The sequence below is a fragment of the Rhizobium sp. CB3060 genome (assembly GCF_025200735.1).
GTDB lineage: Bacteria > Pseudomonadota > Alphaproteobacteria > Rhizobiales > Rhizobiaceae > Rhizobium.
In genome coordinates, this window is sequence record NZ_CP104159.1 from 1,035,360 (window position 1) to 1,056,210 (window position 20,851).

General features: G+C 59.6%; 23 protein-coding genes. 8 read left to right on the top strand and 15 right to left on the bottom strand.

All coding sequences use genetic code 11. The features are described 5' to 3' along the window. Positions 1–48 precede the first annotated feature (48 nt). The 3 genes from araD (at position 49) to N2601_RS24105 (ending at position 3,227) form a co-directional block, all read left to right on the top strand. Positions 49–1,785: an L-arabinonate dehydratase gene (gene araD / locus N2601_RS24095; RefSeq protein WP_260305160.1), complete on the top strand. Its 1,737-nt coding sequence runs from the start codon at positions 49–51 to the stop codon at positions 1,783–1,785. Positions 1,786–1,802: 17 nt separating this feature from the next. Beyond that, a complete protein-coding gene (locus N2601_RS24100; protein WP_104827892.1) occupies positions 1,803–2,528 on the top strand; it encodes a ribonuclease activity regulator RraA in 726 nt (241 codons plus the stop codon). A 279-nt stretch (positions 2,529–2,807) separates the two neighbouring features. Next, complete coding sequence (locus tag N2601_RS24105) at positions 2,808–3,227, top strand: GlcG/HbpS family heme-binding protein (protein ID WP_260305161.1); 420 nt, start codon at positions 2,808–2,810, stop codon at positions 3,225–3,227. Positions 3,228–3,289: 62 nt separating this feature from the next. On the opposite strand, the gene N2601_RS24110 is transcribed toward N2601_RS24105, so the two are convergent. The 4 genes from N2601_RS24110 to N2601_RS24125 form a co-directional block, all read right to left on the bottom strand. Beyond that, positions 3,290–4,084 (bottom strand): amino acid ABC transporter ATP-binding protein, encoded by a 795-nt coding sequence (locus tag N2601_RS24110; RefSeq protein ID WP_104827893.1) that lies wholly within the window; start codon positions 4,082–4,084, stop codon positions 3,290–3,292. 5 nt (positions 4,085–4,089) lie between these two features. Then, a complete protein-coding gene (locus N2601_RS24115) occupies positions 4,090–4,737 on the bottom strand; it encodes an amino acid ABC transporter permease (protein WP_104826839.1) in 648 nt (215 codons plus the stop codon). A gap of 1 nt (position 4,738) precedes the next feature. Further along, the gene (locus N2601_RS24120) at positions 4,739–5,404 is read right to left on the bottom strand and encodes an amino acid ABC transporter permease (protein ID WP_104827894.1); all 666 of its coding nucleotides are present in this window, start codon (positions 5,402–5,404) and stop codon (positions 4,739–4,741) included. Positions 5,405–5,484: 80 nt separating this feature from the next. Further along, positions 5,485–6,360, bottom strand: coding sequence for a transporter substrate-binding domain-containing protein (locus N2601_RS24125; RefSeq protein ID WP_104826840.1), 876 nt, complete (start codon positions 6,358–6,360; stop codon positions 5,485–5,487). Positions 6,361–6,512: 152 nt separating this feature from the next. Between N2601_RS24125 and N2601_RS24130 the strand changes: the two genes are divergently transcribed. Next, entirely contained in the window at positions 6,513–7,319 is an 807-nt protein-coding gene (locus N2601_RS24130; protein WP_260305162.1) for an IclR family transcriptional regulator, read from the top strand. A gap of 13 nt (positions 7,320–7,332) precedes the next feature. Here the strand turns inward: N2601_RS24130 and N2601_RS24135 are convergent, their stop codons facing one another. The 10 genes from N2601_RS24135 to uxuA form a co-directional block, all read right to left on the bottom strand. Continuing rightward, positions 7,333–7,932 carry a DUF922 domain-containing Zn-dependent protease gene (locus tag N2601_RS24135; RefSeq protein ID WP_260305163.1) on the bottom strand — a complete coding sequence of 200 codons (600 nt, stop codon included), beginning with the start codon at positions 7,930–7,932 and terminating at the stop codon, positions 7,333–7,335. A gap of 96 nt (positions 7,933–8,028) precedes the next feature. Beyond that, on the bottom strand, positions 8,029–8,565 hold the full coding sequence (recX, locus tag N2601_RS24140) for a recombination regulator RecX (RefSeq protein WP_260305164.1): 537 nt from the start codon (positions 8,563–8,565) through the stop codon (positions 8,029–8,031). Positions 8,566–8,666: 101 nt separating this feature from the next. Then, positions 8,667–9,344 carry a GntR family transcriptional regulator gene (locus N2601_RS24145; RefSeq protein ID WP_260305165.1) on the bottom strand — a complete coding sequence of 226 codons (678 nt, stop codon included), beginning with the start codon at positions 9,342–9,344 and terminating at the stop codon, positions 8,667–8,669. A 4-nt stretch (positions 9,345–9,348) separates the two neighbouring features. Continuing rightward, on the bottom strand, positions 9,349–10,098 hold the full coding sequence (locus N2601_RS24150; protein ID WP_104826845.1) for an amino acid ABC transporter ATP-binding protein: 750 nt from the start codon (positions 10,096–10,098) through the stop codon (positions 9,349–9,351). Further along, entirely contained in the window at positions 10,095–10,772 is a 678-nt protein-coding gene (locus N2601_RS24155) for an amino acid ABC transporter permease (protein WP_260305166.1), read from the bottom strand. The genes N2601_RS24150 and N2601_RS24155 overlap by 4 nt, the downstream gene beginning before the upstream one ends. Then, positions 10,769–11,443, bottom strand: coding sequence for an amino acid ABC transporter permease (locus N2601_RS24160; RefSeq protein WP_260305167.1), 675 nt, complete (start codon positions 11,441–11,443; stop codon positions 10,769–10,771). The genes N2601_RS24155 and N2601_RS24160 overlap by 4 nt, the downstream gene beginning before the upstream one ends. Positions 11,444–11,504: 61 nt before the next feature. Then, positions 11,505–12,314: a transporter substrate-binding domain-containing protein gene (locus N2601_RS24165; protein ID WP_104826848.1), complete on the bottom strand. Its 810-nt coding sequence runs from the start codon at positions 12,312–12,314 to the stop codon at positions 11,505–11,507. 52 nt (positions 12,315–12,366) lie between these two features. Then, positions 12,367–13,389, bottom strand: a complete 1,023-nt coding sequence (locus tag N2601_RS24170) for a Zn-dependent oxidoreductase (protein WP_260305168.1) — start codon at positions 13,387–13,389, stop codon at positions 12,367–12,369. A 133-nt stretch (positions 13,390–13,522) separates the two neighbouring features. Next, positions 13,523–14,929, bottom strand: a complete 1,407-nt coding sequence (locus N2601_RS24175; RefSeq protein WP_260305169.1) for a mannitol dehydrogenase family protein — start codon at positions 14,927–14,929, stop codon at positions 13,523–13,525. Then, positions 14,929–16,128 (bottom strand): mannonate dehydratase, encoded by a 1,200-nt coding sequence (gene uxuA / locus N2601_RS24180; RefSeq protein WP_260305170.1) that lies wholly within the window; start codon positions 16,126–16,128, stop codon positions 14,929–14,931. Before uxuA ends, N2601_RS24175 begins: the two co-directional genes overlap by 1 nt. A 154-nt stretch (positions 16,129–16,282) precedes the next feature. Between uxuA and N2601_RS24185 the strand changes: the two genes are divergently transcribed. Continuing rightward, the gene (locus N2601_RS24185; RefSeq protein WP_104826852.1) at positions 16,283–16,984 is read left to right on the top strand and encodes a GntR family transcriptional regulator; all 702 of its coding nucleotides are present in this window, start codon (positions 16,283–16,285) and stop codon (positions 16,982–16,984) included. A 225-nt stretch (positions 16,985–17,209) separates the two neighbouring features. Further along, positions 17,210–18,241 carry an aldo/keto reductase gene (locus tag N2601_RS24190; protein ID WP_260305171.1) on the top strand — a complete coding sequence of 344 codons (1,032 nt, stop codon included), beginning with the start codon at positions 17,210–17,212 and terminating at the stop codon, positions 18,239–18,241. A 119-nt stretch (positions 18,242–18,360) separates the two neighbouring features. Here N2601_RS24190 and N2601_RS24195 read toward each other — a convergent pair whose 3' ends face one another. Then, positions 18,361–19,335 (bottom strand): alpha/beta fold hydrolase, encoded by a 975-nt coding sequence (locus N2601_RS24195; protein WP_260305172.1) that lies wholly within the window; start codon positions 19,333–19,335, stop codon positions 18,361–18,363. A gap of 145 nt (positions 19,336–19,480) precedes the next feature. Between N2601_RS24195 and N2601_RS24200 the strand changes: the two genes are divergently transcribed. Both N2601_RS24200 and N2601_RS24205 read left to right on the top strand, forming a co-directional pair. Further along, complete coding sequence (locus tag N2601_RS24200; RefSeq protein WP_445945032.1) at positions 19,481–19,921, top strand: MarR family winged helix-turn-helix transcriptional regulator; 441 nt, start codon at positions 19,481–19,483, stop codon at positions 19,919–19,921. A gap of 141 nt (positions 19,922–20,062) precedes the next feature. Continuing rightward, complete coding sequence (locus N2601_RS24205; protein WP_260305173.1) at positions 20,063–20,836, top strand: TIGR01458 family HAD-type hydrolase; 774 nt, start codon at positions 20,063–20,065, stop codon at positions 20,834–20,836. Positions 20,837–20,851 lie beyond the last annotated feature (15 nt).

Here is a 20,851-nt window from a genome sequence, read left to right on the forward strand (position 1 = left end):
CGCAAATTCGAGTCCTCGGCCAATAGTTGAATATAAGGTCTCAACATAATGAATATCAAAAGGAAATCTGTGGGCTTGCGCAGCGCCAGATGGTTCGCGCCCGACGACCTCAGAAGTTCCGGACATCGTTCGCGCACCATGCAGATGGGCTATGCGCCGGAAGAATGGGCGGGCAAGCCCGTCATCGCCATCCTCAACACCTGGTCCGACGCCAACCCTTGCCACGCGCATTTCAAGCACCGGGTCGAAGATGTCAAACGCGGCATCTTTCAGGCCGGTGGCTTTCCTCTCGAACTGCCGGCGCTGTCACTGTCCGAAAGCTATGTCAAACCGACGACTATGCTCTATCGCAATATGCTGGCGATGGAGGCGGAAGAACTACTGCGCTCGCATCCGGTCGACGGTGCCGTGCTGATGGGCGGCTGTGACAAGACCACGCCCGGCCTCGTCATGGGCGCGCTCAGCATGGGCCTGCCGATGATCTACCTACCCGCCGGCCCGATGCTCCGCGGCAATTATCGCGGCGAATATCTGGGTTCCGGTTCCGACGCCTGGAAGTTCTGGGACGAGCGCCGCGCCGGCGCCATTTCGGAGAAGGAATGGGTCGACGTCGAAGCTGGCATCGCCCGGTCCTACGGCCACTGCATGACGATGGGCACGGCGAGCACGATGACGGCGATTGCCGAGGCGTTGGGCCTGACCTTGCCCGGAGCGAGCTCCATCCCGGCAGCCGATTCCAACCATATCCGCATGTCTTCGGCCGTCGGCCGCCGCATTGTCGAGATGGTCTGGGAAGACCTTGTCCCCTCGAAGATCGTCACGGCCGCCGCCGTCAGCAACGCAGTTGCAGTGGCTATGGCGACGGGCTGTTCCACGAATGCGGTCGTGCATCTGATCGCCATGGCGCGCCGCGCCGGCGTCGACCTTACGCTGGACGATCTCGACAAGGCTAGCCGGACGACGCCGGTGCTCGCCAATATCCGGCCGACCGGCAAGGCCTACCTGATGGAAGACTTCTACTATGCCGGCGGCCTGCGTGCGCTGATGGCAAAGCTGTCCACCAAGCTCGATCTCTCCGCGCTGACCGTTTCCGGCATCACCCTCGGCGAGGCCCTGGAGGGCGCCAAGTGCTACAATGACGATGTCATCCGCTCGCTCGACAATCCCGTCTATCACGAGGGCTCCCTGGCAGTCGTGAAGGGCAATCTCGCGCCGACCGGAGCCGTCATCAAGCCGGCCGCCTGCGATCCGCGCTTCCACAAGCACCAGGGACCGGCCTTGGTGTTCGACAGCTATCCGGAGATGAAAGCGGCGGTAGACGACGAAAATCTCGCCATCACGCCCGACCATGTCATGGTGCTGCGCGGCGCCGGCCCGCAGGGCGGACCCGGCATGCCGGAATGGGGCATGCTCCCGATCCCAAAGGCACTGCTGAAGCAAGGCCATCGCGACATGCTGCGTCTATCCGATGCCCGCATGAGCGGCACGAGCTACGGCGCCTGCATCCTGCATGTCTCCCCGGAATCGTATGTCGGCGGCCCGCTGGCGCTGCTGAAGAACGGCGACATTATCAGCCTCGATCTTGAAGCACGGCGGATCGACATGCTCGTGGATGACCACGAATTGCAGCGGCGGCGCGAAGCCTGGGTCAAACCCGCGGAAAAATTCGGCCGCGGCTATGGTTGGATGTTCGCCCGCCACGTAGCGCAGGCCGATACGGGCTGCGACTTTGATTTCCTGGAAACCGGTTTCGGCCCGACGCCGGGCGAACCCGATATTTATTGACCGCAAAGGACGATATCATGAGCAATTACGTGTTGAGCAGCGAGACCCGCAGCAAGCTTATGGGCGTTGCCACGCCGACGATCGCCACGGCGCTTTTCAAGCGCGGCCTTCGCAACCAATTCATCCAGGATGTTCGCCCGCTGTCACCGAAGAAAGCGAACATGGTCGGCCAGGCCTTTACGCTGCGCTACATCCCCGCGCGCGAAGATCTGAACACGATCGAGGTCTTCCGCAACCCTGAACATCCGCAGCGCGCGGCAGTGGAAGCGTGCCCGCCCGGCGCCGTCCTCGTCATGGATAGCCGCAAGGATGCACGCGCTGCCTCGGCCGGCTCGATCCTGATATCGCGGCTGCAAGTGCGCGGCGTCGCCGGCGTCGTGACTGATGGCGGTTTTCGCGACAGTCCGGAAATCGCCAATCTCGACATTCCCGCCTATCATCACCGCCCGTCCGCGCCGACAAACCTGACGCTGCACCAGGCGATCGAAATAAATGGACCGATCGGCTGCGGCGATGTCGCGGTTTTCCCCGGCGATGTTCTTGTCGGCGACAATGAGGGCGTCATCGTCATCCCGGCCCACCTCGCCGACGAAATCGCCGATGAGACTGTCGAAATGACCGCTTACGAGGATTTCGTCACCGAGGAAGTCCTTAACGGCGCGACCATCATCGGACTTTACCCGGCAACCAGCGACGCGCCGAAGGTCAAGTTCGCCGAGTGGCGGAAGCAGAAAGGACGCTGATCGGCGTCTTCAGCGCTATGTCGAACCGAAATCCCGTCACCGATTACGGGGACGGGATTATTTTTGAGAATAAATAATTATATCAATATATTATCGATATTATCTAATTTGATCTATGAGGACCCCTTCTTTTGGTGTCGTCTGAAAATTCGTTGCCCTTGGCTGCGCACGGGTGTTGGCGGCCTCGCCTCTTGGCATTGCCAATTATGCGCATAACGGTCTAGCTACAGGCAGCCGATCTTTGCCGCGAGAATTTGATAGTTGAGGAGTTACAAGCCCATGTCCGTCACACGCGAAACCCTGGCCCTGTCCCATGCCGGCGCAATGCAGGCTCTTGCGGCAGCGATCGCCCATGCCGAGAAGATCGGCATTCCGCAGTGTGTCTTTATTGTCGACGCGAGCGGCGAAACCATCGCGAGCATCCGGATGGATGGCGCAAAATATCTAAGCATGCATACGGCTCGCGCCAAGGCCCGCACCGCCGCCTCGATCAATGCGCCGACCGGCGCCATCTCCTTCGAATTCGGCACCGCTGCCGGCATTGCCTCGCAAGGCGGCGTCACGCATCTGCCGGGCGGCCTGCCCATCCGTTTCCGCGGCCGGCTTGCTGGCGCGATCGGCGTAGGGTCGGGCACAGGCGATCAGGATTTCGAGGTCGCCCGCGCCGCACTTGCTGCCATTGGAGCCGATGCCGTTTAAGGCTAGTTTCCCTCAGTCCGGCCATTTGCGAACGGTGCATGTCTCTATTCTCCCGTTCAATCTCAGACGGCCGCGGCCGCATGGAAGCGGGACAAGAAAGCCTTCAGCCGTTCATTCTCCGCCACAAGCGCCGGAAGATCCTTCGGCGCTCCCTGAGCGGACACTTTTCCATCAGCCATGAAGACGATGCGGTCGCTGGCGTCCCTGGCAAAGGCGATCTCATGGGTGACCATCAGCATCGTCATGCCCTCCTCCGCCAATTGCCTGACAACATCGAGAACCTCGTTCACCAGTTCCGGATCGAGCGCCGAGGTGATTTCATCAAGCAGCAGAATCTTCGGGTCCATGGCCACGGCGCGGGCGATGCCGACGCGCTGCTGCTGACCACCCGACAATTCCGACGGCAGATTGTTGATGCGGTGTCCGAGTCCCACGCGGCTGAGCCAATGCTCGGCTATCTCCCGCGCCTCCTTCTTCGGCTTGCCCCGGACCTTCTGAAGGCCGAGCATCACATTTTCCGCGGCAGTCAGATGCGGAAAGAGATTAAAGCTTTGGAAGACCATGCCCGTTTCGGCCCGCATGCGTGCGAGGTCCTTCTCGCCGCGGCGCTGCTGATTGGTGCCGTCCCGATAGCCAACTTCGGCCCCATCGATCTGGATCGACCCGCTGTCGTAGCTTTCGAGAAAGTTCACGCAGCGCAGGAGCGTGGTCTTGCCGCTGCCCGAAGGGCCGATGACCGAGACCACCTCGCCTTTAGCGACATCCATATCGATGGAATGCAGAACCTGGACGGGTCCGAACGCCTTGGCGACATTACGTATTCTAAGGAGCGGCGTGGCAGCTTGTATATTGTTCATGACGGTCAATCCCTGATGTAGGAGTAGCGGCGCTCCATTCTCCGGCTCAGGCTGGAGAGACTGTAGTTGATCGCGAAGTAGATGAAGGCTCCGAGAAGGTAGAGCGGCATGGCCTCATAGGTCCGGCCGATCACTTCGTTGATCGACTGCATGAGGTCAACGATGCCGAGCAGCGAAATCAGAGCACTTCCTTTGACCGCATCGGTCACGCCATTGATCCAGGGCGGCAGAAAGCGGCGTGTCGCCTGCGGGAAGATGACGTAGCGCAGGCGCTGCACAAAAGTCAGGCCGATGGCCATGCCGGCTTCCATCTGTCCCTTGGGAATGGAGAGAACTGCGCCGCGCACGTATTCGACGACCTGGGCCGATTTGAACAGCGTCAAGGCAACCACACCGGCCCAAAAGGCGACTATATGCAGGCCGAGTGCCGGAAATCCATAATAGACGATAAAGATGAGAACGAGGATTGGAATGCCTCTGATACAATCGCTGAAGAAGCGCACCAGCAGCTTGATCGGCCAGGGGCCGTAGATCAGCCCGACCCCAAAGACGATGCCGATGCAAAGCGAAAGCGCGACAACGATCGCGGAGACCCAAAGCGTGATCAGCAGCCCTTTCAGAAGGAACGGCAGAGCATAGACGATCGCAGCCATACTAGCGCTCCACCCTGAAATGACCTTCCAGCCGTCGCAGGCCGAACAAGATGAGGTAGCCGGTGACGAGATACATCAGGGTCGCGATGATGTAGACTTCGACGATGCGGAAGGTGTTGAAATTGATCCATTGCGCTCCGTAGGTGAGCTCCGGAACGGCAATGACCGAGGCGACCGACGTATCCTTGAACAAGGAGATGAAGGTATTGGATAGCGCAGGCAAGGTAATGCGCGTCATCGTCGGCAGGCGGACATAGAGGAGCCGCTGCAACGGCGTCAGCCCGATCGCCTTGCCCGCATCGATCTGGCCGCGCGGCACGGCTTCGAGACCGGATCGGAACACCTCAACGAGATAGGCACCAGCATAGACCGACAAGGTGATGACGAAGGAGGTCGTCGCGCTATAGGCGATGTTCACAGCGGTCGGAAGTCCATAAAAGACGAGATAGACGAGCAGGATCAACGGCACATTGCGGATGAACTCGACGTAAGCGGCAATGAAACGGCGCACAATTTTGCCGGCCGATACATACCAGATGGCGAGGACGAGCCCTATCAAGGCACCGATGGCGATAGAAATGACCGCCAACTCGAGGCTAAGCAGCAGCCCGCCCCACAGCTTGTCGATGTGCCGCCAGATAAGATTGAAATTCAGGTGATAGCCCATGCCGGCCATTATCTCCCGCTAAGCGATCGATGTCTGCGGCGGAGCCAGCGCCAGCCGAAGCCGCGCTGGCTCCGTCCAGATCAGATGGTCGGGAAACCCGGTTTGCGCACCGGCGCATCCAGGCCGAAATACTCCTTGAAAGCAGCATCATAGAGCGCCGATTCATGGCCGAACATGGCGGTGTTGAACGTCGTATTGACGAAATACAGCCAGTCGAGATCGCCCTGACGGACGCCGGCGCCGTAAAGCATGCTGTTCCACTGCTTGCCCGCATCGAAATAACGATCGGGATTGCGCGAGGAAAGCCAGCGCACGGTCGACAGATCGACCGCGGCCGCATCGACACGCTTGGCTTCCAAAGCCTGTAGAACGTTCGCCTGGGTGTCGATCTGCATGACCTGCGCATCCGGCAGAACGAGGTGAATGGTCTTTTCCGCGTCGACGTTCTGGAGAATGGAAACGCGCGTGCTACTGCCCCCGGCCAGGAGCTTGTCAAAGGTTTTGTTGTCGGCGTCCGGACGGGTCAGCAGAGCCACGCCTTCGACGTAGTAGGGCCGGGAGAAATTGATGAGCTGCGCACGCTGCGCCGACATCGTCATGAACTGGATGGTAATGTCGACCTTGCCGGTAACGATGTTTGGAATGCGCTGCTGCGCATCCTGCTTGACGAATTCGACCTTGGTTTCATCGTCGAACAGGCCCTTGGCGAGAATGCGGCCCATGGTGATGTCCATGCCGACCAGCTCTCCGGCATCGTTCTCAAAATGCCAGGGAGCGTTGGTGCTGCCGGTGCCGACAATCAGGTGGCCTCGATCCAGCACCGTGCGCAGCAGGCTGTCGCTGGCTGCCTGCGCCGCCGCCTCTTCGCTGCTGGCCATAAGGCCAACGGCAGTACCGACCGCCAGGCCACCCAGGCCCAGCTTCAAAAAATCACGACGCTGCGAAATATCGTTCATGTAAGCCTCCGCGTTTGAGATAAAGTTCCCGTAGTCGAGCTTGTTTTTCAAGCTTCCGTCTTATATATAAGACACGTTTCTTATATTTAGGACGATATACCGATTTTGGCGCTGGCGCAATGCCAGAGCGGCAGCAATGGAGCATTTCTGGCATGGTTTCGAACGACGAAGGTGCGCGAAAGACCCGGGAGGCCCACGGACCTCGTGAGCGCGGTATCGATAGAGTCTTGAAATTGCTCGCTTATCTGAACAAGGCCGGACAACCGGTACGGCTCGCCGATCTGCCCAAGGCGATCGACGCGCCGCGATCGACCATCTACGATCTCGTTGGTATCCTCTCTGATGCGGGTATTCTGGAGACGAACGGCAGCGACAATAGGGTCTATTTCGGCAAGCTGCTTTATCTCTATGGCACGCGTTACCTGCAGGAAAACGACATCATTATTCGCGGCAGGGAAGCAGTCGAGCGGCTCTCGAAACAGACCGGCGAGACGAGCGAGCTCTGTGTGCGCCACAGGAACAAGCAGGCGATCGTCCATGCCGCCCCAGGTTCGCGCCCGCTCCGCATCAGCTCGGAGATCGGATCGCAGGTACCGATCCCCTGGACGGCATCGGGAAGGCTTTTGCTATCGCATCTGCCGAAAGAAGAAATCGGCAGATTGCTGGAGGAAGGCGACCTGACCCTTCCCGACGGACGCTCGGTCGACCTTGAGGATTTCGCCCGCGAATGCAGCGAGGCCAAAAAAAAGAAGCTGATCGTCACCACGGGCTTGATCAACAGCTTCACCCAATGCATGGCCGCCCCCATCTGGAACTCGAACGGCATCGTCGAAGCGACCATCTGCTTCGTCCTGCCGATCGATGTTTCGGAGGACCACAAAACGGCCCTGGGCGCAGAGCTCGTTCGCACCGCGGAAGCCCTTTCGATCGGCAACAACTATCTGACCGCGGCTCAATAGATCCCAACGGGGCCTATTGTTCCCGCACCAATTTCAGCACGAGCTGCTGCAGATTGCCGCCGTCGCTGAGTTCGGTTTTGTCGAAATCCCGGGCTCGCTGACGCTGTCTGTCGGAAATCTCGGACAGGCGCTTCGTCAGATCACTCCTGATCTTCTGGCACTCAGGATCGTCGGCGGCACTGAGGCCGACGCTCACGGTCTCAATCTCCTTCACCATGTCCTTGATCATCTCGCCATGCACGAGCTCATGTCTGTGCACGCCGGCGATAAACATCTCCCAGCTTCTCTTGGTCGAGACCGGCAACTGCTCCGCAGGCTTGGGCAACGTGTAGGTGATTGTCAGCTTCGGTTGTGCGGAAACTAGGACGCAGGAATCGCCCTGCGGTTCGTATTTCCTCGTCCAGGTCAGCTTGAAACCCGTGTGTGCGATAGCGCGCGCTCCACCGCCAACCTCAGGCCCTTTCTCGCCGATCGATTCATAAAGATCCGCGCCAGACTTGCCAGCAATGGCATAGGTCTTCACCTTCTCGACGGCCTGCCACTGGGCGTGCGCAACCATCGGCAATGATGCAAAACACACTGTCAGCACACAAAATCGAACGCCTGCCTTCATGCAAATCCCCATGAACAATGCCCAATGCCGGCGAAACTACCGGGTGCAAATGCCGCTTTCAATCGGACGATGAGAATCCGAACAAGCTCGTCCCGCTCAGACGACCGGCGATGACTGCAGGAGTTCTTCGGCCTCCTGCCGGCTCATATGGAAAATCGCCTTGCCGATCTCGAAGCCAAATCCGTTGCGGGCGAATGCGGACAGTTCTTTCGCCTTTCGCTTCTCATCGGGCTCATCTCTCCGAAATGGCCCGAAGCCGCGTTTGCGGGCAAAGATGATGGCCGCGAACAAGTCGTTCGTGGCGTCCAACGCCGTCATCACCGTGTTGCTGTCTATGCCTTTCGAAGCGAGCTTGTAGCCAATGGCCTTCCTTGATTTGCCGGAGCGCATCGCGGACCGCGTGCTGATCTCGGCAAAGGCGACGTCATTAAGGGCGTTCTGGTCATAAGCGAACTGGACCGCGAAATCAGCGACGGCCTTGATCTGCGCATCGCTGATGTCTTCAAACTTCTGTTTCGCTTTTCTCGCAATCGCATCGAACAACTGCTTCTCGGTCATCATCTTGCGTTCAAGGCGATAGATCGTCGAATTGCGTGCCCAGGCCAGCATTCGGGGCGTAGGAGTTTGATCCATGGGCAGAGGATGTTCAGAATCAGAAAAACGGAGTTTCGAGGTGAAGGTGTCTACGTCATGCACCCTGTTTTCGCAACGAAATCCCCTTGCGCACCTGAACGCTATTCCGCGAAGAAATCTGCATTTTCCGCGGCGATCCGTTCGATGGCGGCAAAAGCGGTGCGCAAATGGGCTTGCATCACCTTGGTCGCCCCATCCGGATCGCCCGTGACAACGCGATGGACCAAATCCTCGTGTTGACGAAAGATCATCTCCAGCCAATCGATCCGCTCGAGCGATAGATAGCGAAGACGGTCGAGGGACACTTTTGCCGACGCGATCATGCCCCAGACATGGGGATGCCCGGCGATTTCCATCAACGCGCGGTGCATCGCCTCATCAGACAGGAAAAAGCCGATGTGATCGCCCTTGCCAATCAATCGCCGCTGGTCCTCCAGAAACCGGTGCAGCCGCGCTTCCTTGTCCGCCACGGGTGACGTGGCGGCTTCGGCGACGGCGCTGCATTCCAGCATTTCGCGCACGAACTGCGCGTCCCGAACCGCGCTGATTTCGATGGGTGCAACATAGGTGCCGACCTGCGGCACGACGACCAGAAAGCCCGCATCCGCCAGCCTTTGAAACACCTGCCGAACCGGCGTTCGGCTCAAGCCGACCTCGTCGGCGATCCGTGTTTCCGAAATAGCCGCGCCCGGCCGAAGTTCGCCGGTCAGTATCCGCATATAAAGGACGTCATAAAGGTCCTTGATGCTCATCCGTGGGCGGATTGGTGATACGGCCATCGGTTCAATGCGCCTCTGCTGTGATGGTGCTCAGGAAGCGCCGGGCTCGGTCACTGCTCGGATTTGCGATCAGCGCGCGAGGTTCCCGGTCTTCCACGATCTTGCCTTCGTCCATGAAAATCATCCGTGTGCCGACATCGGCGGCGAAACGGATTTCGTGCGTGACGACTAGCATTGTGCGGCCCTCGCGAGCAAGGTCGCGCATGACGCCGAGAACCTCGCCGACGGTTTCCGGGTCGAGCGCCGAGGTCGGCTCGTCGAACAGCAAAATGTGCGGCTCGGCGCAAAGGGCACGGGCGATCGCCACCCGCTGCTGCTCGCCTCCCGACATCTGCGCCGGATAGGCATTCATCCGGTGGGACAGGCGCACCCGTTCGAACAGAGCTTTTGCACGCGCTTCGACCGTCTTCCGATCCTGTTTATGCACGACCACGGAGGCGAGCACGACATTTTGCAGGGCGGTCAGATGCGGATAAAGGTTGAAGTGCTGAAAAATCATGCCGATCCGGCGGCGGACACTGGTGATCGCGCCGCGCTCATGCGCAAGCACAGGCCGGCCCTCGAAGCGGATCTCGCCGCCCTGGATGTCTTCCAATCCATTAACACAACGCAGCAGCGTCGATTTGCCGGTGCCGGAAGGGCCGATGAAGCAGACGATCTCACCCGGCTGTACCTGCATGGAAATACCATCGAGAATGGTGCGCTTGCCAAAGCGCTTCACCACATTGTCGAATTCGAGGACTGCCTGCGTCATTGTCCGCCTCCCGCGAGCATGAGCTTCGTTCCGACGTTGTAGCGCCGCTCAAGCGCGCCTCCCGCCAGCGAGATTCCATAGTTGATGAGGAAATAAAGGACGCCGAGCATCAGCAGCGGCGCGAAACTGCCGCCCGTGCTTTCGCGGACCAGAAGACCGGTCTTGGTCAATTCGACATAGCCGATGATCGAGGCGAGCGAGGATTCCTTCAGCGTTGTCACATAGACACCGACCGAAGGCGGCAGGACGACCCTCAATGCCTGCGGGCCGACCACATGCCGCATGGTCTGAGCAAAGGTCATTCCGGAGGATTGTGCAGCTTCCCACTGGCCGCGTCCCACGCTCTCGATGCCGGCGCGCATGACCTCGGACATCGTGGCCGTGGCGTGCAGCGCCAGCGCGAGGGTCGCCGCCGTAAAGGTCGAAATATCAACCCCGAACATGACCGGCAGGCCGAAATAGGCGAAGAACAGCACGATCAGGATCGGAATGGACCGAAAGAATTCGACAAAAAGCAGAGCCACCACTCTTAGCGGCCACCAGCGGGACGTCCGCGCCAGCGCCACGAAGCCACCCGCGACGGCACCGATCATCAGAGCCAGCCATGACAACCAGATCGTGAGTGCGGCGGCCTTCAGAAAAAGCGGCAAAAAGGAAAACAGGTCGTGGTTCATCGGCGCGTACCATTATCCCTGAAAAGCATGCGGCCGATCGCAAGGCGCATGAGGTTCACCGCCTGGCAAAGAACCAGATAGACGCCCGCCGCCACCAGGAAGGTTTCAAAGAACCGGAAGGAGGTGGAGCCGACCGTCTGCATCCACGAGGCCACATCCTCCACGGCGACCGCGGAAGCGAGTGAGGAGGCAAGGATGACTGCGATCACCTGATTGCCGAGCGGGGCGTAGATGACCCGAAAGACCTGCGGCAGAATGATATGGCGATAGGTCTGGACGGGGTTGAAACCCTGCGCTCGCGCCGCTTCGAATTGGCCATGTGCGATGGCGACAAGCCCTGCGCGGATGATCTCGGCCATGTAACCGGCGCTGTTGAGCGTCAATCCTATCAAGGCGGCAGTAAAGGAGGAGAACCGCAACCCCATGGCCGGAAGCGCAAAATAGACGATATAGAGAATGACGAGAAGCGGCGTGTTCCGCATGATCTCGATATAGGCGATCGCCAAGACGCGCGAGAGCCGGCTCTGGCTGCGCCGCATGATTGCCAATCCGCAGCCGATGATCACGCTGAGGACGATCGCGAGAATCGACAGGTTCAGCGTGGTCTGTGCGGCATCCCACAGCAGCGGCAGATATTCGCGAATGCTGCGAAACTGGAGCGTGTAGTGCATGGTCCCCTCCGCCAAGTCCTCTCCGCGGGATGGTGGAGCGGCTCAACGCCGCTCCCTTGGATCAATATTGTGCCTGCAGCGCCGGCTGGTCGAAGCCGAACCACGTCTTGAAAAGCGCCTTGTTGTCGCCGGACGCGTTGAACTGGTCGACGAACAGGTTGACGACCCGCAGCCAATCGGCATCGCCCGCCGGCACACCGATCGCTATCTCAGCGCGCGCGAGCGAACCGTCGACCTGGCGAAGCTTGCCCGCATTGTCGCTGATGGCCTTGCGGTTGTAGAAATCGTCTTCCGCCATTGCGTCGACCTGTCCGGACAGCAGAGCGCTGAGTTCGTCGGCTTGGGTGTTGAAACGGACGAGCTGGGCGTTGGGCATATGGGCCGGCACGGCGCGCTCCGCCGTACCGCCGCGGGAAATAGCAACGCGAATCTTGGCGGCATTGGCCTCATCGATCGTCTTATAGGGCGCGCTTGCCGGCACAAGCAGCCGCATATTCGTCACCACATAGGGGTTCGAAAAAGCAACCGACGTCGAGCGCTCGACATTGCGGGTGAAGTCGGCGATCGTCACGTCGACCTTGCCGGTCTGCAGCGACGTTACGCGGCTTGGAATATCGGTAACGACGAATTCCGGATCGACCTTCAATGCCGCCGCCAGCTTTTTCGCGATTTCGATGTCGTAGCCGACAGGCACGCCGTCAGCGCCGACGGTTGCATAAGGCGGCAGGCTGCCGAGCACGGCGACGCGAAGCTTGCCGTTGGAAAGAATCGACTGAAGAACACTGCCGGATTCCGCGAAGGCCGGAACCGAAACGGTTGCGGCGATCGCCAGACCACTAAGAAGACCCAAAAATGCGCGTCTCAAGAACATGGATATACCCTCCCAGGTCATTAGGTTGAATGCTTCCGCTAAGCGGCGGTGATTAGGCATCGAAGGCGAGCTGCACTTTGAGTGTCTGCTCGGGATGCTGTTCGATGAGATCAAAGGCTGCGGCCGCGTCGGCAGCGGCAAAGGTCTGCGTGATCATCGCATCCGGCTTGAGCGCGCCGCTTTCCAACCAGCCGACCACCTCTGGAATGAAACGGCGATTGAGACGAGAACCGACGAGGCTCAGCTCCTTGCGGACGATTTCCTGCTGGCTGACATTGCAAGGCGCGGAGGAAAATCCGAGCAATCCGATCCTGCCGGCAGGCGCGGCGACACGGCATGCTTCCTCAAGCAGGTAAGGAATTCCGGCACCATCGATAACGACGGATGGGCCGAGCCCGTCCAGCTCGCCGGCAACCATGTCTGGAACGGACTTTTCCAAAGAATTGAACACGAGGTCGGCGCCAAATTCACGAGCACGCTCAAGCCGCCTGTCGTCGATATCGGCAACGATGCAGCGCGCGCCCTTCATTTTGGCGACCTGCAGCACAGTCAGGCCGACGGTGCCAGCGCCATAAATCAACACCGCATCTTCGGGCCCGCAGCCCGTTCGCGACAGCACATTCGCGGCAACCGCCAGCGGCTCGGCAAGAGCGGCTATGTCGAAACCAAGGGACGATGAAACCTTTACCGCATTGTCTTCCGGGACGACGGCCACCGACCGGAAGCCGCCATCGCGGTGAACGCCGATCACCTGCAGATTGGCGCAGACATTCGATCGGCCGATGCGGCAGGGATGGCACTTTCCGCAGGAAATAACGGGATCGGCGACCACATGATCCCCGACCGCAAGGCGTGAAACGCCGGCACCAATCGCTTCCACCGTGCCGGCAAACTCATGCCCAATGATGCGGGGATAGACGACGAACGGGTTCGAGCCGTGCAGGATGTGTATGTCCGAACCGCAGATACCGGCGCGGCTGACCCGGATCGAAACTTCGCCCGGCGCCAATTCTCCGGAAGAATTTTCGTCCTCCAACGCCAGCCGATGAGGCGCGCGTACCGCTATCGCAACCATGTATCCTCCCTGCTCCCACCTCAAGCCACACACTTAAAGAAGTGGCTGATGCGAAGCTTGCATACTTGTATCCAAGAATGCTGGGAGGCGCAAGGTTGTTTTTTAGGCTGTCACCGACAAAGCGCCTCTCGTCTCAAAGAAAGGATTCCAGAAGCGAATTCACCAGGTCACGCCAGGCCCTGTTTGCCTGTAGTTCCCCCGGGAAAAGCCCCGGCACAGCAAAGAAGGAGGCTGTTTCGTCGTCCGGATGCCCCGTGTCCGCCGCGGCCTTCAACAGTTCGCTGGCGCGCGGATCGTCCAGAGTATCGGCCCGCTTGAGAAAGGCTATCCAGACAGCCGTAGCAAAGGCGAACTCCGCTCCGTCGCTCCCCGAAGAAAGGGCGTCGACGGCGGGCTGGAAAAGCCGCTGCGGCAGTTTCTGCGAGCCGTCCATGGCGATCTGCAGCGTGCGATGCGCGATGGCCGGGTTGGCGAAACGCTCCACCAACTGATCCATATAGTGGGCAAGATCGATACCGGGCACGGGATCGAGCGTGCGCACCGCCGCCTGCATGTGCCGCCGAACCAGCGCGACATTCTCCTGCACACTCATGACGTCGCGGACGAACTCGAGCTTCTGCAATTGCCCGAGATAGGCGATCAGGGAGTGCGAACCGTTGAGCAGCCGCAGCTTCATTTTCTCGTAGGGCTCGACATCTTTGACAAAGAGCGCGCCGCCCGCCTCCCAGACGGGGCGATCCGAAACGAAATCATCCTCGATCACCCATTGCGAGAAGGTTTCCGCCTCGATCGACAGCATGTCCTCCACTCCCAGGAGACTTTCGGCGCGGGCGCGGGTTTCCGCCGTTGCGGCCGGAACGATGCGATCCACCATGCTGCAAGGAAAGGACACTTTTTCCGTGATCCAGGCAGCAAGGTTGGGATCGCGCATTTGCGCCATCTCAGTCACAAGACGGCGGACGATGCGGCCATTGCTCGGCAGGTTGTCGCAGCAAAGCACGGTGAACGGCGGCAGCCCCTTATCCCACCGCCGGGCAAGTCCTTCGGTCAAGTAACCGATCACGCCCGAAGGGCGGGCCGGCGATTTCAAATCATTGGCAATTGCGGGATGGGCATGATCAATTCCGCCGCCGACGGGATCGATGCCATAGGCCTTTTCGCTGACGGTCAGTGTGACGACATGGACGGCCGGATCGGCGAGTCTCGCAAGGACAGCCTCTCCATCTTCGCTGGCCGCAAGCGCCTCGACGATCGAGCCGACAACCCGGACGCTATCGCCGGAGCGGTCACGCGCAACAACGCTGTAAAGGCAGTCCTGCGCCTGCATATCATGGGCGATCTCGGTCGACCGCAGGCTGACGCCGACAATGCCCCAGTTTCCAAATGCGTGAGCCAGCGCCGCATCCGTATAAACCGCCTGATGCGCACGGTGGAAAGCGCCGAGACCGATATGGACGATCCCAGGCTTCAGAACCTGCCGGTCATAAGCGGGAGACTGAATTGAATCATGTGGTTGCGTGCGGGCAGTCAATCGTTCCATCAGCGGGCCAATCCATATTGAGGGTGTGACAAGGCGCGCTCGATGCCCCGCAATTCTGCAAGGCCTTTCAACCGGCCGATGGCAGGATAGCCCGGCTGCGCCCCGCGCGCCAAGTCATCCAGAATTTCCTGGCCGTGATCGGGCCGCATGAAAATCGTATGATCCGCGCGCCCCTCGGCTTTGCGCCGCCGCTCTTCCGAAAGGATCGCGGCGATTACCGCGACCATATCGGCATTTCCTTCAAGATGTTCGTCCTCGAAGAAGGAACCCGGCTGCGCCGTCGTTTCGCGGCGGACATTGCGCAGATGAACGAAATGGATGCGCGAGGCCAGCCGCGAGATCATCGCCGGCAGGTCGTTGTCTCCGCGCGCACCGAGCGAGCCGGTGCAGAAGGTAACGCCGTTGGCCGGGGTGTCCACGGCCTTCAGGATGCGCGCATAGTCCTCTTCGGTCGACAGAATGCGCGGCAGGCCGAGAAGCGGCCATGGCGGGTCGTCTCCATGGGCACAGAGCCGCATGCCCAACTCCTCGGCGACCGGCACAACCTCGGACAGGAAGTCGACCAGATTGCCGCGAAGGCGGTCAGCATCAATGGCGCTGTAGCGCGCGAGTTCGGCGCGTAATTCCGACAGGGTATAGGCCTCTGCCTGCCCGGGAAGTCCGGCCCCGACGCTGCGCGAAAGCACCGAGCGCTCTTCTTCCGGCATCTCGACAAAGCGCCGGGCGGCAGCCTCCACCATTTCAGCGGAATAATCGCTCACCGCATCCGGCCGCTGCAGGATATGCAGATCGAACGCGATGAAATCGACAAGATCGAAACGCATGGCTTTTGCGCCGCTGGGCGTCGTCCAGCGCAGGTCGGTACGGGTCCAGTCGAGAACCGGCATGAAATTGTAGCAGACCGTTGAAATTCCTGCTTCGGCCAGACGTCGGAGAGTCTCCGCCCACGCCTTCACATGGCCTTTCCAATCGCCGGACATGGTCTTGATGCTTTCGGAAACCGGGATGCTCTCGACTAGCTCCCACTCTAATCCGCCCTGCCGGATCTCATCCTGCCGCTTGCGGATTTCCTCCAGCGGCCAGGCCATACCCGTCGGAATATGATGGAGGGAGCTGACGATGCCATCCGCGCCAGCCTGAACGGCGTCTCTGACGCTGACCTTGTCGATCGGTCCAAACCATCTCCACGTATGTCTCATCCTGACTTTTCCTTTGAAAACCTACGCCACCAAACCAGGCAATAATCGCTCTCGATTCAAATACACTACCATGGTAACATGTCAATGAAGCTGGTCAGTGCGCGCCGTCACGCCTCTGTGCTAAAAGCGTTCCACCCCGTACAGGAGAACATCATTGGCTCTGACCGATAGAAAACCGTCATCCCTGCTTGCAATCGATCCGAAACTGCCGATGGCGCCGCAGATCTATGGCAATATTCGCCAGTCGATCCTCAATCTCCGCCTCGCGCCCAAGCAGGCCTTGAGCGAAAAGGAGCTTGCCCTCATGCTCGGCGTCAGCCGCACGCCCGTTCGTGAAGCGCTGATCAAGCTCGCCGAGGATGGGCTGGTCGATATCTTTCCCCAGCGTGGCACATTCGTTGCGCCGATCCGTGTTTCGGAAGTTCTGGAGGCACAGTTCATTCGCGAGGCGCTTGAGGTAGCCGTTGTCGCGCGCGTGACCGAAATGTCCGATCCCGCCGTCGTCGCTCGCCTGCATGAAAGCCTGGCGCGACAGAAGCGCGCGGTCGACAACAGCGACCTGGATGGATTCTTGGCGGAGGATGAAAATTTCCATTTCATCCTGTCCGTATCCGTCAATCTGACACGGGCCTGGAAGGTCATCCAGAACGTCAAAGGCCAGCTTGACCGCGTTCGTGTCCTAAGCCTGCCCGAGCCGGGGCACCTGGCGGAGCTCTACGAACAGCATCTGGCAATCGTGACCGCGATCGAAGCTGGCAATGCTTCGGCTGCCAAAAAACACATGGCCAAACATCTGCAGCAGGTCTTCCGCACCATCGACTCTCTGTTGGCGCGAAGACCTGAGATTTTTGATTGATCCGTCCTGCCAAGAGCGGTGCGGCTTATTTTGCAGACCCACTTGGTCGCAGCGGTATGATTGGCTATTGTTCCGTGGCGGCCCTTGCGCTGAAGCGCAAAGCGTCGAATGTCATTCGATGGCCGGAGGCCGTCCCAAGCACAACATCGCTATAGATCACGGGGCTCTCGCTCTGCTGGCCGCTTTGCGGATCGGATGCAGGTGCTCCCACCAGAGGAGGCAGGAATGGATTATCGCAAGCTCGGTCCCAGCGGGGCTGTCGTTACTGCATATTGCCTTGGCACCATGACCTTCGGTGCGGAGGCCGACGAAGCGGAATCTCACATATTGCTGGACGATTATTTCGCCTGGGGCGGCAATTTCATCGACACCGCCGATGTCTACAGTGCCGGCAAATCGGAGGAGATCATCGGACGCTGGCTGAAAGCGCGGCCGACCGAAGCGCGGCAGGCAATCATCGCCACCAAGGGACGCTTTCCGATGGGCAACGGGCCGAACGATATCGGTCTGTCACGCCGGCATCTCAACCAAGCTCTGAATGACTCGCTTCGGCGCCTCGATGTTGAACATATCGACCTCTATCAGATGCATGCCTGGGACGCACTGACGCCGATCGAAGAGACGCTAGGCTTCCTCGATGACGCCGTCTCTGCCGGCAAGATCGGCTATTACGGTTTCTCCAACTATGTCGGTTGGCACATCGCCAAGGCCGTCGAAATTGCCAAGGCGCGCGGCTATACGCGGCCGGTTACGCTTCAGCCGCAATACAACCTGCTTGCTCGCGATATCGAGCTTGAAATCGTCGCGGCCTGCCAGGATGCCGGCATGGGCCTGCTCCCCTGGTCGCCACTCGGCGGCGGCTGGCTGACCGGCAAGTACAAGCGTGACCATATGCCGACCGGCGCAACTCGCCTCGGTGAAAACCCCAACCGCGGCAGCGAATCCTACGCGGCACGTAATGCGCAGGAACGGACCTGGGCGATTATCGCCGCCGTCGAAGAGATCGCCAAGGCACGCGGCGTCAGCATGGCACAGGTAGCGCTCGCCTGGACGGCAGCACGGCCCGCCGTGACCTCCGTCATCCTCGGCGCCCGCACGCCCGCACAGCTTGCCGACAATCTCGGTGCGGCGGAACTGACTCTATCGGAGGCGGAGATGGGCAGGCTCAACGAGGTCAGCGCACCGCAGCCGTCTGACTACCCCTACGGCAAGGGCGGCGCCAATCAGCGTCATCGCAAGATCGAAGGCGGCCGATAATATATGGTGTGACGTCGGAAGAGCATTGCTTCTCCGCCAGCCGTGGCCGAAGTGAAGTGCCTGGGTCATTGCCTAAAAGCGCCCGCCTCCCGGCGAGCGCTCTCTTTTTCTGAGGATCGTTACGCCTTGAAGAAGGCAAGCAGGTCGGCGTTGATGACGTCAGCATGGGTGGTCGCCATGCCGTGCGGAAGGCCCTTGTAGACCTTCAACGTCGCATTCTTGAGTAGCTTGGACGACAGAAGTGCCGAATCCGCGATCGGGACGATCTGGTCGTCGTCGCCGTGCATCACCAGCACCGGCACATCGATCTTCTTCAGGTCTTCCGTGAAGTCGGTTTCCGAGAAGGCCTTGATGCAATCGTAGTGAGCCTTGGCGCCACCCATCATGCCCTGACGCCACCAGTTGTCGATGATGCCTTCAGAGACAGTCGCACCCGGACGATTGAAGCCATAGAACGGGCCGGCCGGAATATCGTGAAAGAACTGGGCGCGGTTGGCGGCAAGTGCGGCGCGGAAACCATCAAACACCTCGATCGGCAAACCACCCGGATTTTTCTCGGACTTGACCATGATCGGCGGGACCGCGCCAATCAGCACCGCCTTGGAGACCCGGCCGTTGCCACCGTGTTGGGCGACATAGCGGGCAACCTCACCACCGCCAGTCGAATGACCGATGTGGATGGCGCCCTTCAGGTCGAGGTGAGCTGCGAGCTCTGCGACATCGGCGGCGTAGGTATCCATTTCATTGCCAGTCGCCGTTTGGCTCGAGCGGCCATGACCGCGACGGTCGTGGGCGATGACACGGAAGCCCTGGTGCAGGAAAAACAGCATCTGCGCGTCCCAATCATCGGCGCTCAGCGGCCAGCCATGATGAAAGACGATCGGCTGACCTGTGCCCCAGTCCTTGTAGAAGATCTGCGTTCCATCCTTGGTCGTAATCGTGCTGCTGCTCATGATGTCCTTACCTTTCGAAGATTGTTTTACGGGAGAGGCTTGTGCAGTTTGCGCGAAGGGCATGACAGCCGCTGTAGCGGCCAGGCCAAGACCGGCCGTCATAACGCCTCGGCGGGTAGCTTGATTGATCGACTGGCTCATTTCAATCTCCATTTAATTTATATCGCACTATTTATTATCGCGATATCTATATGCTTAAAGCCATTTCGAATCCTTGTCCATAAAAAAATTATCGCGATATCATTTTTCGTGATATAGAAAGGATGAGCGCAATTGGAAGATGTCCATGTCAGAACCCACGCCCGTCCCCTTGGACAATCAGCTTTGCTTTTCGCTGTATTCGGCAAGCATAGCTATCAATCGAACGTACAAGCCGATGCTGGATTCGATGGGCATCACCTATCCGCAATATCTGGTCTTATGCACCTTGGGTGAAAATGATGGGCTGACGGTCGGCGCGATCGCCGACCGTCTCGCACTAGAGTCGAGCACCATCACCCCCCCGGTGCAGCGCCTGGAACAGGCGGGCTTTGTCGAACGCCGACGCAGCAAGATCGACGAACGCCAGGTCCATGTTTGGCTGACGGGAGCCGGCGGCGACCTCTTCGCCCGGAGTCGCTGCCTGGGCGAAACCTTGATGGCGCGCTCGGGCATGACGCCTGAGCAGTTGGACGCATTGAACCAGCAAATCCGGGAACTACAGAAGATGCTCGGCGGAGAGCAATAGCCGGCATCAGAGTACCCCACAACGCTCCATCGAGCCCGACATTCCGGAACATTTGGCCAGCGCCCCAGTTGAAATCGCGGAGAACAAGCGGAAGAGTGAGCGGCAGAGCCCAGATGACACGAAGAAAGGTAATTTGCTTCGATGATCAGTGGAGTGCTTCTTGATCTAGTCGGCGTCATTTATGATGGCGAAGACCTCATAACGGGCGCAACATCTGCGGTCGCCCGCCTGCACGAGGCCGGCCTTCCCGTGCGTTTCGTGAGCAACACGACACGCTCAAGCAAGCAGGCCATTCTGGACCGACTTTCCCGGTTCGGACTTTCAATCAAAAGCGATGAGTTGTTCACTCCCGCGCAAGCGGCCCGCGAGTGGCTTGGTCGACATGAGCAATCGCCCCACCTCCTAGTCCATCCCGATCTTGTGCCGGATTTTCATGACCTGACGGGTAGCAAAGGCAAGGCTGTTGTTGTTGGCGATGCAGGCGAGATTTTCGATTACCGGACGCTGAATAAGGCATTTCGGGAATTGATTGAGGGCGCGGACTTCCTGGCGCTCGCACCGAACAGGGCGTTCAAAGATGCGGACGGAAAACTTAGTCTCGATGCGGGCGCGTTTGTGACGGCGCTTGAGTTCGCAAGTCAGAGGCGTGCCGTCATCTTGGGGAAACCCTCACCCGAATTCTTCCTGTCCGCGCTCAACAGCATGCATTGCCCGAAAACGGAAGCGGTAATGGTGGGCGACGATGCCGAAAACGATGTCGCGGGAGCCTTGCGAGCTGGAGTCTCCTGCGCGTTGCTGGTCCGTACGGGCAAATACCGTCGTGAGGACGAGAATCGTTTCAAGCCTTCTCCAACCGCAACGGTGGATGATATTTCCGCAGCGGTCGATTGGATCATCGCCAAGCGCGGCATTTAACCAGGGTCATATACG

Excerpts from the sequence above, each read along its gene's own strand:
- araD (WP_260305160.1), top strand. The coding sequence starts at position 49 with ATGAATATCAAAAGGAAATCTGTGGGCTTGCGCAGCGCCAGATGGTTC.
- N2601_RS24100 (WP_104827892.1), top strand. The coding sequence starts at position 1,803 with ATGAGCAATTACGTGTTGAGCAGCGAGACCCGCAGCAAGCTTATGGGC.
- N2601_RS24105 (WP_260305161.1), top strand. The coding sequence starts at position 2,808 with ATGTCCGTCACACGCGAAACCCTGGCCCTGTCCCATGCCGGCGCAATG.
- N2601_RS24110 (WP_104827893.1), bottom strand. The coding sequence starts at position 4,084 with ATGAACAATATACAAGCTGCCACGCCGCTCCTTAGAATACGTAATGTC.
- N2601_RS24115 (WP_104826839.1), bottom strand. The coding sequence starts at position 4,737 with ATGGCTGCGATCGTCTATGCTCTGCCGTTCCTTCTGAAAGGGCTGCTG.
- N2601_RS24120 (WP_104827894.1), bottom strand. The coding sequence starts at position 5,404 with ATGGGCTATCACCTGAATTTCAATCTTATCTGGCGGCACATCGACAAG.
- N2601_RS24125 (WP_104826840.1), bottom strand. The coding sequence starts at position 6,360 with ATGAACGATATTTCGCAGCGTCGTGATTTTTTGAAGCTGGGCCTGGGT.
- N2601_RS24130 (WP_260305162.1), top strand. The coding sequence starts at position 6,513 with ATGGTTTCGAACGACGAAGGTGCGCGAAAGACCCGGGAGGCCCACGGA.
- N2601_RS24135 (WP_260305163.1), bottom strand. The coding sequence starts at position 7,932 with ATGAAGGCAGGCGTTCGATTTTGTGTGCTGACAGTGTGTTTTGCATCA.
- recX (WP_260305164.1), bottom strand. The coding sequence starts at position 8,565 with ATGGATCAAACTCCTACGCCCCGAATGCTGGCCTGGGCACGCAATTCG.
- N2601_RS24145 (WP_260305165.1), bottom strand. The coding sequence starts at position 9,344 with ATGGCCGTATCACCAATCCGCCCACGGATGAGCATCAAGGACCTTTAT.
- N2601_RS24150 (WP_104826845.1), bottom strand. The coding sequence starts at position 10,098 with ATGACGCAGGCAGTCCTCGAATTCGACAATGTGGTGAAGCGCTTTGGC.
- N2601_RS24155 (WP_260305166.1), bottom strand. The coding sequence starts at position 10,772 with ATGAACCACGACCTGTTTTCCTTTTTGCCGCTTTTTCTGAAGGCCGCC.
- N2601_RS24160 (WP_260305167.1), bottom strand. The coding sequence starts at position 11,443 with ATGCACTACACGCTCCAGTTTCGCAGCATTCGCGAATATCTGCCGCTG.
- N2601_RS24165 (WP_104826848.1), bottom strand. The coding sequence starts at position 12,314 with ATGTTCTTGAGACGCGCATTTTTGGGTCTTCTTAGTGGTCTGGCGATC.
- N2601_RS24170 (WP_260305168.1), bottom strand. The coding sequence starts at position 13,389 with ATGGTTGCGATAGCGGTACGCGCGCCTCATCGGCTGGCGTTGGAGGAC.
- N2601_RS24175 (WP_260305169.1), bottom strand. The coding sequence starts at position 14,929 with ATGGAACGATTGACTGCCCGCACGCAACCACATGATTCAATTCAGTCT.
- uxuA (WP_260305170.1), bottom strand. The coding sequence starts at position 16,128 with ATGAGACATACGTGGAGATGGTTTGGACCGATCGACAAGGTCAGCGTC.
- N2601_RS24190 (WP_260305171.1), top strand. The coding sequence starts at position 17,210 with ATGGATTATCGCAAGCTCGGTCCCAGCGGGGCTGTCGTTACTGCATAT.
- N2601_RS24195 (WP_260305172.1), bottom strand. The coding sequence starts at position 19,335 with ATGAGCCAGTCGATCAATCAAGCTACCCGCCGAGGCGTTATGACGGCC.
- N2601_RS24200 (WP_445945032.1), top strand. The coding sequence starts at position 19,481 with ATGTCAGAACCCACGCCCGTCCCCTTGGACAATCAGCTTTGCTTTTCG.
- N2601_RS24205 (WP_260305173.1), top strand. The coding sequence starts at position 20,063 with ATGATCAGTGGAGTGCTTCTTGATCTAGTCGGCGTCATTTATGATGGC.